At 52.1% G+C, this 15637-nt stretch carries 15 protein-coding genes and 1 other RNA gene; 8 read left to right on the top strand and 8 right to left on the bottom strand.

What is annotated here, in order from left to right; all coding sequences use genetic code 11:
* Position 1: 1 nt before the first annotated feature.
* From JT719_RS03005 to JT719_RS02975, 7 genes are all read right to left on the bottom strand, one after another.
* A complete protein-coding gene (locus JT719_RS03005; RefSeq protein ID WP_207430927.1) occupies positions 2-895 on the bottom strand; it encodes a prephenate dehydratase in 894 nt (297 codons plus the stop codon).
* A 372-nt stretch (positions 896-1267) separates the two neighbouring features.
* Positions 1268-2350 (bottom strand): serine hydrolase domain-containing protein, encoded by a 1083-nt coding sequence (locus tag JT719_RS03000; protein WP_207430925.1) that lies wholly within the window; start codon positions 2348-2350, stop codon positions 1268-1270.
* A gap of 138 nt (positions 2351-2488) precedes the next feature.
* Entirely contained in the window at positions 2489-3130 is a 642-nt protein-coding gene (locus JT719_RS02995; RefSeq protein ID WP_207430923.1) for an START domain-containing protein, read from the bottom strand.
* 99 nt (positions 3131-3229) lie between these two features.
* Positions 3230-3856: a carbonic anhydrase family protein gene (locus JT719_RS02990; RefSeq protein ID WP_207430921.1), complete on the bottom strand. Its 627-nt coding sequence runs from the start codon at positions 3854-3856 to the stop codon at positions 3230-3232.
* An 18-nt stretch (positions 3857-3874) separates the two neighbouring features.
* Positions 3875-4768 (bottom strand): bestrophin family protein, encoded by an 894-nt coding sequence (locus JT719_RS02985; protein WP_207430919.1) that lies wholly within the window; start codon positions 4766-4768, stop codon positions 3875-3877.
* Positions 4769-4957: 189 nt separating this feature from the next.
* An RNA gene (rnpB, locus tag JT719_RS02980) (RNase P RNA component class A) lies at positions 4958-5417 on the bottom strand.
* 95 nt (positions 5418-5512) lie between these two features.
* Positions 5513-6472, bottom strand: a complete 960-nt coding sequence (locus tag JT719_RS02975; RefSeq protein ID WP_207430918.1) for a Smr/MutS family protein — start codon at positions 6470-6472, stop codon at positions 5513-5515.
* Positions 6473-6671: 199 nt separating this feature from the next.
* Between JT719_RS02975 and JT719_RS02970 the strand changes: the two genes are divergently transcribed.
* Positions 6672-7349 carry an acetoacetate decarboxylase family protein gene (locus JT719_RS02970; RefSeq protein ID WP_207430917.1) on the top strand — a complete coding sequence of 226 codons (678 nt, stop codon included), beginning with the start codon at positions 6672-6674 and terminating at the stop codon, positions 7347-7349.
* 17 nt (positions 7350-7366) lie between these two features.
* Here JT719_RS02970 and JT719_RS02965 read toward each other — a convergent pair whose 3' ends face one another.
* The gene (locus JT719_RS02965) at positions 7367-8302 is read right to left on the bottom strand and encodes a DUF2279 domain-containing protein (protein WP_341350736.1); all 936 of its coding nucleotides are present in this window, start codon (positions 8300-8302) and stop codon (positions 7367-7369) included.
* 417 nt (positions 8303-8719) lie between these two features.
* Between JT719_RS02965 and JT719_RS02960 the strand changes: the two genes are divergently transcribed.
* From JT719_RS02960 to trpA, 7 genes are all read left to right on the top strand, one after another.
* Positions 8720-10132 (top strand): anthranilate synthase component I family protein, encoded by a 1413-nt coding sequence (locus tag JT719_RS02960; protein WP_207430916.1) that lies wholly within the window; start codon positions 8720-8722, stop codon positions 10130-10132.
* A 101-nt stretch (positions 10133-10233) separates the two neighbouring features.
* Positions 10234-10857, top strand: a complete 624-nt coding sequence (locus tag JT719_RS02955; RefSeq protein WP_207430915.1) for an anthranilate synthase component II — start codon at positions 10234-10236, stop codon at positions 10855-10857.
* Positions 10854-11840 (top strand): anthranilate phosphoribosyltransferase, encoded by a 987-nt coding sequence (gene trpD, locus JT719_RS02950; protein ID WP_207430914.1) that lies wholly within the window; start codon positions 10854-10856, stop codon positions 11838-11840. The genes JT719_RS02955 and trpD overlap by 4 nt, the downstream gene beginning before the upstream one ends.
* Before the next feature lie 8 nt (positions 11841-11848).
* Positions 11849-12673, top strand: coding sequence for an indole-3-glycerol phosphate synthase TrpC (gene trpC, locus JT719_RS02945; RefSeq protein ID WP_207430913.1), 825 nt, complete (start codon positions 11849-11851; stop codon positions 12671-12673).
* 190 nt (positions 12674-12863) lie between these two features.
* Complete coding sequence (locus JT719_RS02940) at positions 12864-13499, top strand: phosphoribosylanthranilate isomerase (RefSeq protein ID WP_207430912.1); 636 nt, start codon at positions 12864-12866, stop codon at positions 13497-13499.
* Between the two features lie 66 nt (positions 13500-13565).
* On the top strand, positions 13566-14762 hold the full coding sequence (trpB, locus tag JT719_RS02935; protein WP_207430910.1) for a tryptophan synthase subunit beta: 1197 nt from the start codon (positions 13566-13568) through the stop codon (positions 14760-14762).
* On the top strand, positions 14749-15528 hold the full coding sequence (gene trpA / locus JT719_RS02930; protein ID WP_207430908.1) for a tryptophan synthase subunit alpha: 780 nt from the start codon (positions 14749-14751) through the stop codon (positions 15526-15528). The genes trpB and trpA overlap by 14 nt, the downstream gene beginning before the upstream one ends.
* The last annotated feature ends 109 nt before the right edge of the window (positions 15529-15637 follow it).

The raw sequence follows: 15637 nt of genomic DNA, 5'->3' as shown, positions 1-15637 counted from the left end.
ACTACACTAATTCTGGCTGAGCCTTTAAAACATCTGATAAACAACCGGCCAACCGGTCCTGCGGAAGCGGAGCTTCGGCCTTAGGATAAAGCCCTAAGATTTTGTGCTTTGGCGCTACTGACTTCAAGAGGGCCAACAACTGAGTGATGCAGGCAGTTTCATCGCCTTCCATTTCCAGCACCCATTCTGCCGGTTGCCCGGGGTTGGTAGACGGAAGCGGCTGCAGCATAGTCAGCTCCAGTTGGCATTTGTTCAGTTTCTCCAGCAGGCTTTCCAGAGAGAACTTCACCACCGGGTAGGGAAGAAGCAGAGTGGCTTTGTTGGCTAATTTTTTGGGCTGCTGTCTGGAGAGCACCACAAAGCGGGTATAGTTCTCCACGTCATTGGCGACGTTCTCGTTCAGCACGTCCAGACCATACAGCTCAGCGGCTTTGCGGCTGGCGATGGCGGCAACCCCGGCAATCTGCTCTTCTTTCAGGATGCGGGCGGTATCGGCGGTGTCTGAGGTTTCTTTGGTGGTTACGCCCGCCTGGCTTTGGATAAAATCGCAGCACTGCAGCAAGGCAATGGGGTGGGACCAGATTTCCTTGATGTCTTCCAGCTTCTGGCCGGGCAAGGCCATCAGGGTCTGGTCTAACAGCAACCAACGCTCAGCGGTCACAGATAACCCGTATTCTGCCATGAGGCGGTAGTTGGGCAGCAACGGACCGGCCAGGGAGTTCTGCACGGCCATCACCGCGAAGTCGGCCAAACCAGATTCCAGCGTCTGACACAGCTCTGGAAACGAAGCGCACGAGATGGTGCTGATGGCTGAAGACGGGAACAGCTGCTTGGCAGCGGTTTCATGGAAAGAGGCCGGACCTCCCTGAATGGCGATTTTTAAGGTTCTGTTCATAACGAAAAAAGCCCCGCTTTAGGCGGGGCTCTGAGGTTTTTCTTATTTGTTTGTTAACGCAAAGTCTTACCTGTTGAGCCCCGGCTGAGGTCCAAAAAAGTAAAAACCGTAAAAGTAAGAGTTGCGCTGAATCATTGTCTTGCTGTAAGTATGCTCAAACATAGTGGGTCTTGTCTATACTTCCAAACATTATTCCAAAAATATTTGATAAATTTTAATAAAACGCTTGTTAGTTTGAAGAAATTCAAGTATAAGCAAACAGTTGTTAGTGAAATGTAAGCCAAAAAACGTATTTCACACCTGTTTTCAGGAAAACAGGCCTAAATCAGAAAGAGTTGTTACTGGAAAGACAAACGGATTACAAGGCAGAGTTCACCTGGTAAGGTTGGGCAACTGCCAAACCAAATTACTCTCCAGTTGAAAAGAAGTTTCTTGTAGGACAGTCTGCAGCAAGCCAGGAAGTAAATGAGAATTGTCCGCGATATTGGAGAAAGCCGTGATCAACACCTCCCCGGCAGGGATGCTCACCACCAAATGACTGAAGCCACTGCTGTTGCCAGTGTGGTACAGTTCCAATGATTCATCCTTCCGCTTAGCGAAAAACCAACCCATGCCGTAGTACCAGTTCTTTCCTTGCTCAACAGCAGCGTGGCTCTTGTTCAATAATAGTTCTAAGTGAAGGAAGTCAGCAGAGAACAGGGCTTTGTGCCATAGCTGGTATTCCTGCAAAGAAGTGTAGATACAGCCATCGCCCTGGGTGGCGCTACAGGGGCTCTGGTCTGACAGGTAGAAGCCTCCTTTTTCATCCCGTGTATAGCCCAACGCCCTATTAGGGATCTGGTGTTGAGGATTGGTAACGCTGTAAAGGGTTGTGTTGCTCATCCCTAGGGGAGCGAAGATCTGTTCCCGCAAAAATTCTGCGAAGGGTTTATGGGCTACTTTTTCTATAAGAAGACCTAACAGCACATAGCCGGTGTTGCTGTACCTGAATTGGGAACCCGGCTGAAAATACGTGCCAGAAACAGCAGTTATGATTTGCAGGACCTCGGCATCGGTGACCTGGTCAGGGCGGGCAAAGTCTACCGCATCCTCATAATCATACAACCCAGATGTGTGGGTGAGAAGGTGATGCACGGTGATCTGATTTCCTAAAAGCCCTAGTTCTGGCAGGAGATCAGATAAACGGCTCTGAAACGAAAGCTGCCCCGCTCTCTCCAGCAATGCAACTGCCATGGCCGTAAACTGCTTAGAAACGGAGGCCATCCTGAAATTGCTACGGGTGTCAATCTTTTTGCCCGTGGAAGCATTGGCCAAGCCTAAACACCGCTCATACACCGTTTTCCCCTGCTGCGAAACCGAGACCGCAATCCCCGGACTGGCATCATGGTAATGTTGGGCCAAAGCCCCGTCCAAAGTTTCTGATAAGGTGACGAGCGGCAGTTCTTTCTCTGTCATGGGGAGAAGGTAATAGGTGTTTAGCAGATCAGCAAGCAGAAACAAACCCAAGGGCATTAAGGGATGCCTGCTTTCATTTCTGGCTTAATTTTCTGAAAACGGCCCCAAAACCCAAAAAGAAAAAAGCAGAAGTAAGGCTTACTTCTGCTTTCTGAATCTTTCTGCCAGGATCTCACGCAGTTTCTGAAAGGTTTTATGCGGACCGGTGGCTACGGTGAGGTTCACCAACCAGGGCGGCACAGAACCACCCGGATTTACGCTGAACGTGTAGTCTACTTTTATCTTTTTATCAGATACCGGGGTGATCTCCCAGGTGGCCACGGACGAAGGAATCCGGACGAAATCAGTCTGCTCCGGCAAGTACCCCGAGACGCTTTTCACTTCTACCCGCGTGGGTTGGTTTTTGACAACCGGGGAGAAAACGGCTTCCACTACCATGTCACGGTCGGTGAGGGGCCAGGGCATATCAGCCTCGGTGTAGTAGACCAGCCGGTTATCGCTGCGGCGTTTCAGCAGTTTGGTTTCGCGGTTCAGGTACACCCAGTCAGAATGGTGTTCCACTTCCTTCAGAAGGTTGACCAGCAGGGCAGGGGTACCCGGTAACTCGCACACCACCCGTATCTGCTTAAAAGATTGGTTTGCCAGGTCTTTGGTGTAGACAGCAATTCCATCGGTATTTTTCCGTAACTCCCATTGCTCCTGGGCCCGAAGCGGAAAACTAAAGAGGATTCCCGCTAACAGGAAAAGCAGGAATCCTCTATGTTTTTTTGTATTATTCAAAACCAACGCACTTTCCATACGCACTTGTAACGCAAAGCAGCAGGTTTTATGTTTTGTACTTCCCGGTTTTAAGGGAAAACAGGAAGTGCAAAACAAGTACTATTTATCAAAGAAGGTTACCTCGCCGGTTTCCACGTCGTAAATACCGCCGGTAATAATGATCTCTCCCTGGCTTTCCAGCTCGGCAATGATAGGGCTTGTCTTTCTGATCTGTTCCATGGTTAACCGTACGTTGTTTTCTGTGACATTTCTCACAAACGTAGGGTTGCTTCCGTCCCGGCCTTCGGTGGTGGTAGATTCTTGCTCAATGGCAGGCTTGATCTTGTTCAGCAAACCGGTAAGATTGCCTAATTCCACGTTGTTGCAGGCGCCAACAATAGCACCGCAACGTGTGTGCCCCAGTACCAGAACAATTTTGGTACCTACCGCCTTGGTAGCGTACTCCATGCTGCCCACAATATCTTCGTTCAGAATATTGCCCGCAACCCTGATGCTGAAGATGTCACCCAAGCCTTGGTCAAAGATCAACTCCGCTGAAGTGCGGGAATCCATGCAGCTCAGAATAGTGGCGAAAGGGAATTGGCCCTCTTTGGTTTCGTTCACTTGCTGCAATAGGTTCCGGTTGGCTTTCAGGTTGTTGAGGAACCGTTGGTTTCCTTCTTTCAGGATATCAAGGGCCATCTGAGGAGTTAATTTGCTTTGGGTTTCTTTGGAATGGGTGTACATAGTTTTTTAGGTTGTTGATTATAAGATGTAAAAGCCGTTTGGCTGAACGGGTTCCGGAATGGTGGTTTCGTTCAGCAATTGCCTGATGTTGATCTCAATGGTGCGCGCAATAGCTGTAACGGACGTATCGCTGGGTCTATTGCGGAACGGGTCCTGCAAATGGTAGGCAGATTTTTCCAACAAAAAGAAAATGGAAGACAGCACTACCAGCAAGGGCAGCTCAAATATAAGAGGGATTTCCCGTAAAGAAATAGAAAGCGTCACTACAAAAAGGTAAATGGCAAAATGCAGAAACAAGCGGTACGTCTTAGGAAACACCGTGCTGTTTATGCGCTCGGCCTTCCCCATGGAGTCACACAGCCTTACCAGGGTTGAATCCAGTTGCATCTGCTTGAACGTGTCAAGTTCATTTGAGAAATGTAGGTTCTTGATGTCCAGGCTGTTCAGTTGGAGGATTGCCAGGGGCTTGTTTTTGTGCGGGGTTAAATGCTGCAGCTCCTTCTGGGGCAGGAATTGGTCCAGGCCCGCTAAGGGATCCAGGCCCCGGAGCGTCTGCCCCAATGAATAACACCAGGCCATTTGCCGGTATGCCAGGGTGCTGACAAGGGGGTGAGACGCATCTCTCAAAAATGATTGCAGCTGAATCACAAAGCTTCTGGAGTCATTCACAATGGCTCCCCACACCTTTCTGGCTTCCCACCAGCGGTCATAGGATTGGCTTATTTTAAAGGATAAAAGCACCGTAATGGCAGTACCCAGAAAGGCGGGAATATTGCCGGGCATTTCTGGGATGTTGTCTACAAAAGCGGAGGAAAGAAAGTGGGCACTAACGCCAATCAGCAGGATAATGACTAGGTCTCTCTTGATCTTATTGAAGATGTACGAAACGGGGATTCTTTTTTCTAATAGCATAGGCAAAAGCTAAGTAGAAGTTGATGTCAGGAAATCCATGGCCGGGCAAAAGCACCAGCAGGCCATTGGATAAAGAATGCCCTTTATACGCTTGATTTTTCTGCAGGGATAACCCGGTTGCCTTCTGTAAAGGCATCCTCCGCCGGAAATGGGTAAGAGAAAAGAAGAAAGGAGGGAAGGGAAAATAAAAAAATCAGCAAGCCTGTAAGCCGGGTTCTGTCCTTTGCCAAGCGGCAAATGGCTTATCATTTATCTAGGCCCGTCCTCACGGAGGGGCTCCATCAACCTACCCACTGACATCGGACGAGCAGCCCTTAGCCCTGCCCAAAGGCAAGGCGCTGTCAGCCTATTTGGTCTTTCAACTCCTGAGGTTTACCCAGCCGGACTAGTCGCCTAGCCGCTGGTGCGCTCTTACCGCACCTTTTCACCCTTACCACTTTTTAATTAAGAATTAAGAATTGACAATTAAGAATAAATCCTAATTCATAATTCTCAATTGATAATTAATAAGTGGCGGTACTTTTCTGTGGCACTGGCTGTCACCTGGCCGTCTCCCGCCAGGTGCCTTCCCGTTAGGAAGCAGGATGCTCTCTGTTGCCCGGACTTTCCTCTCCGCCCGCAAAGGCGCAGCGATAAGCCAGCTTGCTGATTTTCTTACAAAGGTAGCGGATTTAAAAGCCAAATCCGTTCAATTAATCTGTTTTGAGGCTGATTTCTGTTAAACAGCCTCAAAATGATTGTGGGTTACTTCAGGTGTACGCGGGTAGCTCCGTACCCAAACTTCTCTTTGCGGGCATCTTCAAAGAACCGGATGTTCGGGTTTTTGCTCAGCACTTTCTGGATTTCCTTTTTCAGAACACCGTTGCCGGTGCCGTGGATGAAGATGATCTCGTGCATGTTAGCGGCGATGGCTCTATCCAAATTGTCCTGGAAGACAGTCATCTGCTGCCGCAGAATCTCTGAGTTGCTCATGGTACGCGGATCTTCGTTGGGCAGCAGTTTCTCAATGTGCAGGTCCACCTCGTGGTTGGGCACCGCCAATTTGATGTTCTCGGCCTGTGCCGCCGATTCAATCAACTGTTCTTGGATCTGGTCTGGGTTCACCAAAGACGGTTTTGAGTCCAGCTGGAACACGTAGCCTTCTTTCTGCAGCACCGGCGCGGTTTTCTTGCTCTTGTAGAAAGACGAGGCCTTGAACTTGAGTTTGCGGGTAACGGGCTCCAGCAGCGTGTTTGAACCGGGTTTGTGTTGCAGGTACTGCACCACCAGATCGGGCCACTTGTCAAAGTCGTTCATGTGCAGGTGCGCCACTGGTTTGGTTTTCTTGGGCGGCAACTTGTCGTTGTGCTGGGCGCGGTAGCCTTTGGCGGTTTCCTCACCGTACGTGAAAAGCAGGTCAAATTCAGAATTGTTCACGATATGCACCGCCAGCAACTCGGGCGTCTGGTGCACCAGGGCCACGTAAATGCCGGCCACGGCGGTGGAAGGCACTACCGGTGCTTCGGGTTTCTTGGTGGGTGCCGGTGCCGGTGCGTTCTTAAACATCTGGTCTTCTTCGGGGGCAACCACCACCACCTCCCGGCGCATCACCGGAATAGTGAAATCATTGTCAATGGCCACTTCCACCAGGTTGTTGTCCAGGAAGCGGGTAATCACACCTTGTTCTTTGCCGTGCATCAGGCGCACGCGGTCTCCTATATTCATTTCGTTTAGCTTCTGATTTTTGGTAAACAGACCCAAAACAAGGGTCTTTTCACAAAGATACGCAAAAGCGGGCGGAGGAGAGAGGAGAACCCAAAATCCCGATCTTTGATACTGGGTTGTGCCTGCGGTTTAAGGCCACAACCATGCAACCGGAAAGAATAGGACGCGTTTAGAGAAACTGCACCAACGTTTCGCCGCCATGGACAATCCCTCCATCATTGCCCCGGCTCCCTGGAAACTCACCGGCGAAGGACTGGTGTGGCTGTACGCCTTTCCCCGGGAGTTCAACCTGGAACATGGTTTCCTGGAAGATTTCCAAGCCTCCGCTTACCTGGGAAAGATTGGCGCTGTGATGTACCTTAACTACCGCACCACCAACGTGGGACCGTACCAGGAGCTGTTGTTTCTGCCGGGTTTGTTTAAAGTTAATGGGCAGGTGGCGTTTTCCGTTTCCAAGATTTACGTCTCCACCTCGGCCAGCGCCTGGAACGGACGGGAGAACTGGGGCATCCCCAAGGAAATAGCCGATTTCAGTTTCCTGAAATCCTCTGACGGCTTGATGGACCTGGAGCTAAGCGCCGGAAATCAGGTGTTCTTCACAGCCCAGGCAAAATCCTTCGGTCCCAGATTGCCAGTCACAACCCGGCCTCTTCCATTGGTGAAGCTGGTGCAGAACGTACGCGAGCAACTGTTGCTTACCAAACCAGAAATGGACGGGCAGGGGCAACTGGCTTCTTCAAAAAGCATCAGCGCTGATCCCCGGTTTTTTCCTCCAATTCAGCAGTTGAAGCCATTGGCTACGATTGGTATCACAGATTTCAGGATGGTGTTTCCGGTGCCAGAAGTGCTTCCAGGTAACTTACGGCAAGACCAATAACCTTCTCATTCAGCAGCCTAGAAGTAAAGCGCGTGCATTTTCCAGCCTTGGCGGCGGTTGTATTCCAAGGCCGGAGCCGGTAATTTGAAGATAGAAAGCACATAAAAAGCACTCTTCAGAAACTTGCTGCGGGTAGGAATGGCCTGCCAGTTCAGGTCCATGCTGAGGTAATATTGCCGATAAGCCTCTAACCCAATGGCGCGGTTAGCATCCGGGTCATTGTACACCATTTCTTCGGCGCCGTAGCCAACTGCGGGGTTCAGCCACTTCGGGAACCGGCTATCAGAGGGCAGGAACTTGGCCAGATCTACGCTGAGCCAGTACGTGTGGCCGTTATAATCTTTCAGAAACTCTTCTCTGAATCCTTTGCCTAACACGTTTGGGCGGAGCTCTGCATATCGGGTCCGGTGGAAGGAGTATTTGGGCATGAGGCGCAGTTCGCCCCAGGCCAGCTCCTGTGCTATCACCGCGAGTGAACCGGCGGCGTTGGCTGCAATGTCGGTGATGGAGGCGCCGTATTCCGGGGAGCGGCCGTCAAAGTATTCAATGGGGGTTTGCAGCACAAAGCCCAGCGCACCGCCGTACCAGATGGCCTTTTTATCCGGCACACCGGCTTTGCGCAACAGGTCCACCCCCAGCCGACTCTCATGGAAAGCGCCCCACAAATGCCCGGCTTTGTCCAGCTGTTTCCATTCCTGGGAGTCATCAAACCAATGGAAACTTGTGCGCTCTTTGTCCTGGTACCAGGCCTCGTTCAGCAGGGCCAGGCCACCCACGTAGACGGTAGCGGCTCCGGCCGCAATCCAGGGAAGTTGCCGGCTGAACCGGTTGGTACTGTCTGTTTGTGCTTCGGTCTTATAAGTAAAGGTAGACGACGCTTGCGTTTGGGCAAAGGAGGGAAGCTGGCAAAGCAGCCAAAGACCGGAAAGGAGGGAAGCGCATCTGGTAAACACGGCTTAAAAGTAAGCAAACCGCCGCAGTTTGTAAATTTCTATGGGGTGAGCAGAAATTTTAAGAAAAATTCTTGCAAATCAGTTTTCGGCCTTTACATTTGCAATATGAACAAGACACAATTTCAGCACATCGCCTGGTGGCACACACGTCAAATCTGATGGGTGAACCGCTTGCTGTGCAGAAATGCGATATAATCAAAGGCTCGGATTCACCCGGGCCTTTGGTGTTTTCAGCCCTGTTCCATAAAATTAAGTCTAAAACGAGAAAGATGAACCAAGTACAATTTAGCGCGATGATTTGTTGGTGGCACCCATCGGGAGAGAGGTGAACAGCAGGCCATTGCCTATTTTAAACTTGCCGATATTTTCAAAAGGCTTGCTGTTCAAACAAACGGTAAGCCTTTTTTTATACATTTTATGAAAACCTACACCCTACAAACACAGTACCGCCAACTCCTCGCCGACACCGTGACGCCGGTGGGCATTTACCTGCAGCTCCGCGACAAATACCGCAACTGCCTGCTGCTGGAGAGCTCAGACTACCACGGCCACGAGAACAGCTTCAGCTACATCTGCTGCGAGCCCATCGCGGAGTTCCAGCTGAAAGACAACGTGCTGCGCCAGTCGTTCCCAGACGGCACCGTGGAAGAGCAAACCCTCACCAACCGCCGCGATGCGGTGCAATTGCTGCAGCGGTATTGCGAGGCGTTTCAATCTGAAACCGGCAAGTTCGGGTTCATCCAGAACGGGTTGTTTGGGTACATGTCGTTTGAGGCGGTGCAGTACTATGAAACGCTGGAGTTCCGACAGAAAGACTCGGCGCACCCAGACCTGCCCGAGATCCTGTACCAGGCTTTCCGGTTCGTGATCGCCATTGACCACTTCAAAAACGAGCTTTACATTTTTGAGCATTCTCTGGAAAATCAGCCCCAAAACAGCGGCCTGGACGAACTGGAAACCCACATCCGGAACAAGAATTTCCCGGTGTTCCATTTCTCCATCAACGGCGAAGAAACCACCAACCAGACTGATGAGGAGTTCCTGCGGGTGATTGAAGAGGGCAAGCGGCACTGCCACCTAGGCAACGTTTTCCAGATTGTACTTTCTCGCCGGTTCTCGCAGGAGTTCCAGGGTGATGAATTCAACGTGTACCGCGCGCTGCGTTCCATCAACCCTTCGCCGTACCTGTTCTACTTTGACTACGGCAATTTCAAGATCTTCGGGTCCTCGCCGGAGGCGCAGCTAACCATCAAGCACGATACCGCCACCATTTACCCCATTGCGGGCACGTTCAAGCGCACCGGCAATGACGTAGCCGATGCCGAGCTGGCCCAGAAACTCTACGACGACCCCAAAGAAAACTCAGAGCACGTGATGCTGGTAGACCTGGCCCGCAACGACCTGAGCCGCCACGGCGACAACGTGAAAGTGGAAGTATTCAAAGAAGTGCAGTACTACTCGCACGTGATTCACCTGGTATCCAAAGTGACCGCGCAGCTGCCGCAGGCGCACGGCTCGGTGCAGATGGTGGCAGATACGTTTCCGGCCGGTACCTTGTCCGGGGCGCCTAAACATCGGGCTCTGACCCTCATTGATGAACTGGAGCCCACCGGCCGGGGTTATTACGGCGGATGCATCGGGTACCTGGGGTTCGGGGGCGATTTCAACCACGCCATCATGATCCGCTCGTTCCTGAGTGTCAAAAATAAATTGTATTTTCAGGCAGGGGCCGGGGTGGTGGCCAAGTCAGACACCAACAGCGAGCTCCACGAAGTACACCATAAACTAGCGGCTCTGCGCAAGGCTTTGGAAAAAGCCTCTACTATTTGAAAATGATGTGAAGAAGGCGTTTTGGGTCTGATTTCTGAAATACAACCCCAAAACCAATAGAAGAGAACCTGAACCAGACAAACGACAACCCTTTTAGTACCATGAAAATTCTTGTCTTAGATAACTACGATTCCTTTACCTACAACCTGGTGCAGCTGCTCCGGGAACTGGGGTACGCCGAGAACATGGAAGTGCACCGCAATGACCAGATCAGCCTGGAAGAGGTGGACCGGTTTGATGTGATCTTGCTTTCGCCGGGTCCGGGTGTGCCAAGCGAGGCCGGTATCATGCCGGAGCTGCTGAAAAAATATGCCCCCACCAAGCGCATCATGGGCGTGTGCCTGGGCCACCAGGCCATTGCCGAGGTGTTCGGGGCGCAGTTGTCTAACCTGAAGGAAGTGTTCCATGGCGTGGCCGCTACCATCAGGGTGGTGAACAACAAGGAGCCCATGTTCAAACAATTACCCAGCACCTTCAACGTGGCCCGCTACCACTCCTGGACTGTGGTGCCCAACTCAGTTCCTTCGGCCTTACAAATCACCGCGGTAGACGAGAACGGCGAGGTGTTGGCCCTTCGGCACAGCCAGTACGATGTGTGCGGCGTGCAATTCCACCCAGAATCTATCCTCACGGACTACGGCAAGGACATGATGCGCAATTGGTTGCAGAACCCCACCAAACGCGTGAATCAATGGACCTCTTATGCCGCCTCATTAGCCCTATGAAACAAGTACTGCAACAACTGATTGAACATAAAACCTTAACCAAAGAAGACGCCCGGCAGGTACTGCTCAACACCGGCAGGGGCCAATACAACAGCAGCCAGATGGCCGCGTTCATGACCGTCTACCTCATGCGCAACATCACGGTACAGGAGCTGGAAGGCTTCAGAGAAGCGATGCTGGAACTCTGCCTGCTCCCCGACCTGGGCACCGACCAGGTGATTGACCTCTGCGGCACTGGCGGCGACGGCAAAGACACGTTCAACATCTCTACCCTGGCTTCCTTTGTGGTGGCCGGTGCGGGCTATAAAGTGGCTAAACACGGCAATACCGGGGTTTCCTCGGTCTGCGGGTCTTCCAACGTGATGGCGCACCTGGGCTACACCTTCACCAATGACAGTGCCCAACTGAAAGCCAAGCTGGAACAAACCAACCTCTGCTTTCTGCACGCGCCGTTGTTCCACCCGGCCATGAAAGAAGTAGCGCCCATCCGGAAGGAGTTAGGCGTAAAGACCTTCTTCAACATGCTAGGCCCTATGATCAACCCGGCTAAGCCGCATTACCAGATGGTGGGCGTGTTCAGTCTGGAGTTGCTGCGTCTGTACACGTACCTTTACCAGAAGACCGGCAAACGGTTTGTGCTGCTGCACGCGCTGGATGGCTACGATGAAGTCTCGCTCACTGGTCCGTTTAAAATGGTGACCCCGCAGGGCGAGCAGATTCTGCAGCCTTCGGATTTGGGTCTGCCCACCTACCAAGCCAGCGATCTGTACGGCGGCAACACCGTAGAAGAGGCCGCGGAAATATTTATGAACGTGCTGGAAGGAAGGGGCACCCAGGCGCAACAGGATGCCGTGGTAGCCAACGCCGGATTAGGCATCTACTGCTCAGACGAGAAACTGACCGTGCAAGAGGCCTTGCAGAAAGCCCGTCATTCGCTTACCTCGGGGCAAGCGCTCCAAACCTTTCAGAAGTTTTTAGCATAAACAAGAGTATGTCTCAGACCATTTTAGATAAGATCATTGCCCACAAGCGGCAGGAAGTAGCCGACCGGAAAGCCTTGGTGCCAACGGCCTTGTTGGAAAGAAGCCTTTATTTCAACTCGCAGCCGGTGTCTCTGCGCAAGTACGTGCAGCGCCCCGATTTGAACGGCATCATTGCCGAGTACAAGCGCAAATCGCCGTCTAAAGGCACTATCAACGCCTACGCTCCGGTAGAGCGTACCTCCATCGGGTACATGCAGGCAGGCGCCTCGGCTTTGTCGGTGTTGACGGATGCGACTTTCTTTGGCGGCAAGAACGAGGACCTGACCACCGCCCGCAAGTTTAATTTCTGCCCCATCCTGCGGAAAGACTTTGTGGTGGAGGAGTACCAGATCCTGGAAGCCAAATCTATCGGGGCCGATGCAATTCTCCTGATCGCGGCCGTGCTGACTAAAGAAGAAGTAGATCGTCTGGCACAGTTTGCCCATTCCTTCGGCCTGGAAGTGTTGCTGGAAGTACACAACCGCGAGGAACTGGACAGAACCATTACCCCGCATGTGGACTTGATTGGCGTGAACAACCGCAACCTGCATGATTTCAGCGTGAGTCTGGAGACTTCCAAAGAACTGGCTCATCACATTCCCAACGAGTTTGTGAAAGTGTCGGAGAGTGGCTTGAGCGAACCTGCTAGTGTGGTGGAACTTCGGCAGTACGGCTATGAAGGATTCCTGATGGGCGAGGCGTTCATGCGCCAGAGCCGTCCGGAGAAAGCCTGCGCCGAGTTTATTGAGGAACTGAAGAAGCTAAGACAGGCAGAACCTGCTTTTTCCATTTGAACTAACCGGCTGGCCGGCACCAATTGTTTCCCTGACAAAGAAGCGAATCCGGCCTGCAAAGTATAGCGTTTAAAGCCTGTTTTCAGCAAAAGAGGCTCTAAACGGAAACTAACTTAAACCTTACCCGGTTGTGCCGGAGCCCTGCTCTTCCATGACCTACCCCAAAGACAAACAACCAATACAAAATAGAATGCCAACTAAAGACCTTAAGATAAAGGTGTGCGGCATGAAGTACAGTGAGAACATTCAAGAGCTCCTGATGCTTCAGCCAGACTACGTAGGTTTTATTTTTTACGAGAAATCGCCCCGGTTCATTACCACGCAATGGGCCGTTTTTTCCTCGGTTTTCCCAACCGACACCAAAAAGGTGGGCGTGTTTGTAGACGAGGATACGCAGGTGATGTTAGAAAAGGTGACCGATCTGGGGTTGGAAATGGTGCAACTGCACGGCCACGAGTCGCCGCAGGTGTGTCTGGAGTTGAAAGACGCAGGGTTGGTAGTGATGAAAGCGTTCCGGGTGGGGAATGATTTCGATTTCGAGCAGTTACGGGAATATGCCACCTCCACCGATTTTTTCCTGTTCGATGCCAGCGGACCAAACCCCGGCGGCAACGGGGTACGGTTCAACTGGGAGTTGCTGAAGAACTACACCTTAGAAGTGCCTTTCTTTTTGAGCGGCGGCATTGACATGGAGCACATAGAGGAGATCAAAGCCTTGCAATTGCCAAAGCTGTATGGCATTGACCTGAACAGTAAATTTGAAGTGAAGCCCGGCTTAAAAGACATCAACAAGCTGAAACAGTTTGTAGAGGGAGTAAGAGGTTAGTCTTTGTTATACAATCATTTAAAAGAGACTGCCTTGTGTGGATTCTCTGAAAAATAACAGAAGTACATGAAATACGGAGTGAACGAACGAGGCTACTACGGCCAATTTGGCGGGGCCTTTATACCTGAGATGCTGTACCCCAACGTGGAGGAGCTGCGGGAGAAATACCTGTCCATTATGCAGGAGCCAGAGTTTCAGGCCGAAATGCAGGAATTGCTGCGCGATTACGTGGGCCGGCCAACGCCGCTTTACCACGCCAAACGCCTGTCTGAGCGGTACAACACCAAAATCTACCTCAAGCGCGAGGACCTGAACCATACCGGCGCCCACAAGATCAACAACACGGTAGGGCAGATCCTGTTGGCCAAACGCCTGGGCAAGAAACGCATCATCGCGGAGACCGGAGCCGGTCAGCACGGCGTGGCTACCGCTACCGTTTGCGCCCTGGCCGGACTGGAGTGCATTGTGTACATGGGCAAGATTGACACCGAGCGTCAAAAGCCCAACGTGGAGAAAATGCGCCTGCTGGGAGCAACCGTAGTGCCGGTTACCTCCGGTTCCCAGACCCTGAAAGACGCCACGAACGAAGCCATCCGCGACTGGATCAATCACCCTGAGGATACGCATTACATCATTGGTTCGGTAGTAGGTCCGCACCCGTACCCAGACATGGTGGCCCGTTTTCAGTCCGTTATTTCCGAAGAGATCAGAAAACAGCTGCTGGAGAAAGAAGGCCGTGAACTGCCGGATTACGTGGTGGCCTGTGTAGGCGGTGGCTCCAACGCCGCCGGTGCATTTTACCACTTCCTGGACGAGCCCGAAGTGAAACTGATTGCCGTAGAAGCTGCCGGTTTGGGCGTGGATTCGGGCCACTCGGCTGCTACTTCTATCCTGGGTAAAACCGGTATCATTCACGGCAGCAAGACCCTGCTCATGCAAACTGATGACGGCCAGATCACCGAACCGTATTCAATCTCGGCCGGCTTGGATTACCCGGGCGTAGGTCCGCAGCATGCGCACCTGGCAGACACTGGCCGGGCCCAGTTCATCGCCATCACCGATGCCGATGCCATGGAGGCCCTGCGTGAACTGAGCCGCCTGGAAGGCATCATTCCGGCCATTGAAAGCTCGCACGCGCTGGCGGCTCTCAAAGAAATCAACGCCGGCCCGAACGAAGTAGTCGTCCTGAATCTCTCCGGCCGTGGCGACAAAGACCTGAACACCATTCTCACTTATTTTGAACAACAAGATGCCCAACAATAGACTCACGCGCCTGTTCCAGGAGAAAAGCGGGAATCTTCTGAATATCTACTTCACCGCCGGTTACCCAAAACTGGAAGACACCGTGACCATTCTGGAAGAACTTGAAGCCGCCGGTGCAGATCTGGTGGAGATTGGCATGCCGTTCTCTGATCCTTTGGCCGATGGGCCTACCATTCAAGCCAGCAACCAGGTAGCGCTGGAGAACGGGATGTCTATCAAGATGTTATTGGCGCAGTTAGCCGGAGTGCGGGAGCGCGTAACTTTGCCAATCATTCTGATGGGCTACCTGAACCCGGTGATGCAGTACGGCTTTGAGCGCTTCTGCCAGGATGCCGCCCAGGTGGGCGTAGACGGACTCATTCTGCCGGATCTTCCCTTCGCGGAGTACGAGGAGGAGTACAAGCCTATCCTAGAGAAGTACGGGCTCAGCCTGATTTTCCTTATCACGCCGCAGACCTCCGAGGACCGCATCCGCAAGATTGATGAACTGACGAACTCCTTTATTTACATGGTTTCCAGCGCCAGCACCACCGGTAGCCAGGTGCAGACCTCTGAGGCACAGGAGGCCTACTTCTCCAAAGTGCGTCAATTGGGGCTGAAGAATCCGCTGCTCATTGGCTTCGGAATCAGCGATAAAGCATCGTTTCAGTTGGCGTGTACTTCTGCGCACGGGGCCATCATCGGGAGTGCCTTCATCAAAGCCCTGCAGCAGCCCGCTGAGGTCAAAGAAAACGTCCGTTCCTTTTTACAGCAGATCAGAGGGTAGGGCAGTTGCTCTGAATTAAGGTGGGTTCTTCTCCTCCTCGCTCGCCTCTGGCGAGTGTGGGTTATCTTGCGGCCTCTGGCCGCTAGGTACATTCAAGAAATATACCCGC

Source organism: Sabulibacter ruber (genome assembly GCF_017355955.1).
In the GTDB taxonomy this organism is placed as follows: Bacteria; Bacteroidota; Bacteroidia; order Cytophagales; family Hymenobacteraceae; genus Nibribacter; species Nibribacter ruber_A.
This window is presented reverse-complemented; position numbering and strand designations above follow the sequence as displayed.

Excerpts from the sequence above, each read along its gene's own strand:
- JT719_RS03005 (WP_207430927.1), bottom strand. The coding sequence starts at position 895 with ATGAACAGAACCTTAAAAATCGCCATTCAGGGAGGTCCGGCCTCTTTC.
- JT719_RS03000 (WP_207430925.1), bottom strand. The coding sequence starts at position 2,350 with ATGACAGAGAAAGAACTGCCGCTCGTCACCTTATCAGAAACTTTGGAC.
- JT719_RS02990 (WP_207430921.1), bottom strand. The coding sequence starts at position 3,856 with ATGTACACCCATTCCAAAGAAACCCAAAGCAAATTAACTCCTCAGATG.
- JT719_RS02985 (WP_207430919.1), bottom strand. The coding sequence starts at position 4,768 with ATGCTATTAGAAAAAAGAATCCCCGTTTCGTACATCTTCAATAAGATC.
- JT719_RS02975 (WP_207430918.1), bottom strand. The coding sequence starts at position 6,472 with ATGAATATAGGAGACCGCGTGCGCCTGATGCACGGCAAAGAACAAGGT.
- JT719_RS02970 (WP_207430917.1), top strand. The coding sequence starts at position 6,672 with ATGGACAATCCCTCCATCATTGCCCCGGCTCCCTGGAAACTCACCGGC.
- JT719_RS02960 (WP_207430916.1), top strand. The coding sequence starts at position 8,720 with ATGAAAACCTACACCCTACAAACACAGTACCGCCAACTCCTCGCCGAC.
- JT719_RS02955 (WP_207430915.1), top strand. The coding sequence starts at position 10,234 with ATGAAAATTCTTGTCTTAGATAACTACGATTCCTTTACCTACAACCTG.
- trpD (WP_207430914.1), top strand. The coding sequence starts at position 10,854 with ATGAAACAAGTACTGCAACAACTGATTGAACATAAAACCTTAACCAAA.
- trpC (WP_207430913.1), top strand. The coding sequence starts at position 11,849 with ATGTCTCAGACCATTTTAGATAAGATCATTGCCCACAAGCGGCAGGAA.
- JT719_RS02940 (WP_207430912.1), top strand. The coding sequence starts at position 12,864 with ATGCCAACTAAAGACCTTAAGATAAAGGTGTGCGGCATGAAGTACAGT.
- trpB (WP_207430910.1), top strand. The coding sequence starts at position 13,566 with ATGAAATACGGAGTGAACGAACGAGGCTACTACGGCCAATTTGGCGGG.
- trpA (WP_207430908.1), top strand. The coding sequence starts at position 14,749 with ATGCCCAACAATAGACTCACGCGCCTGTTCCAGGAGAAAAGCGGGAAT.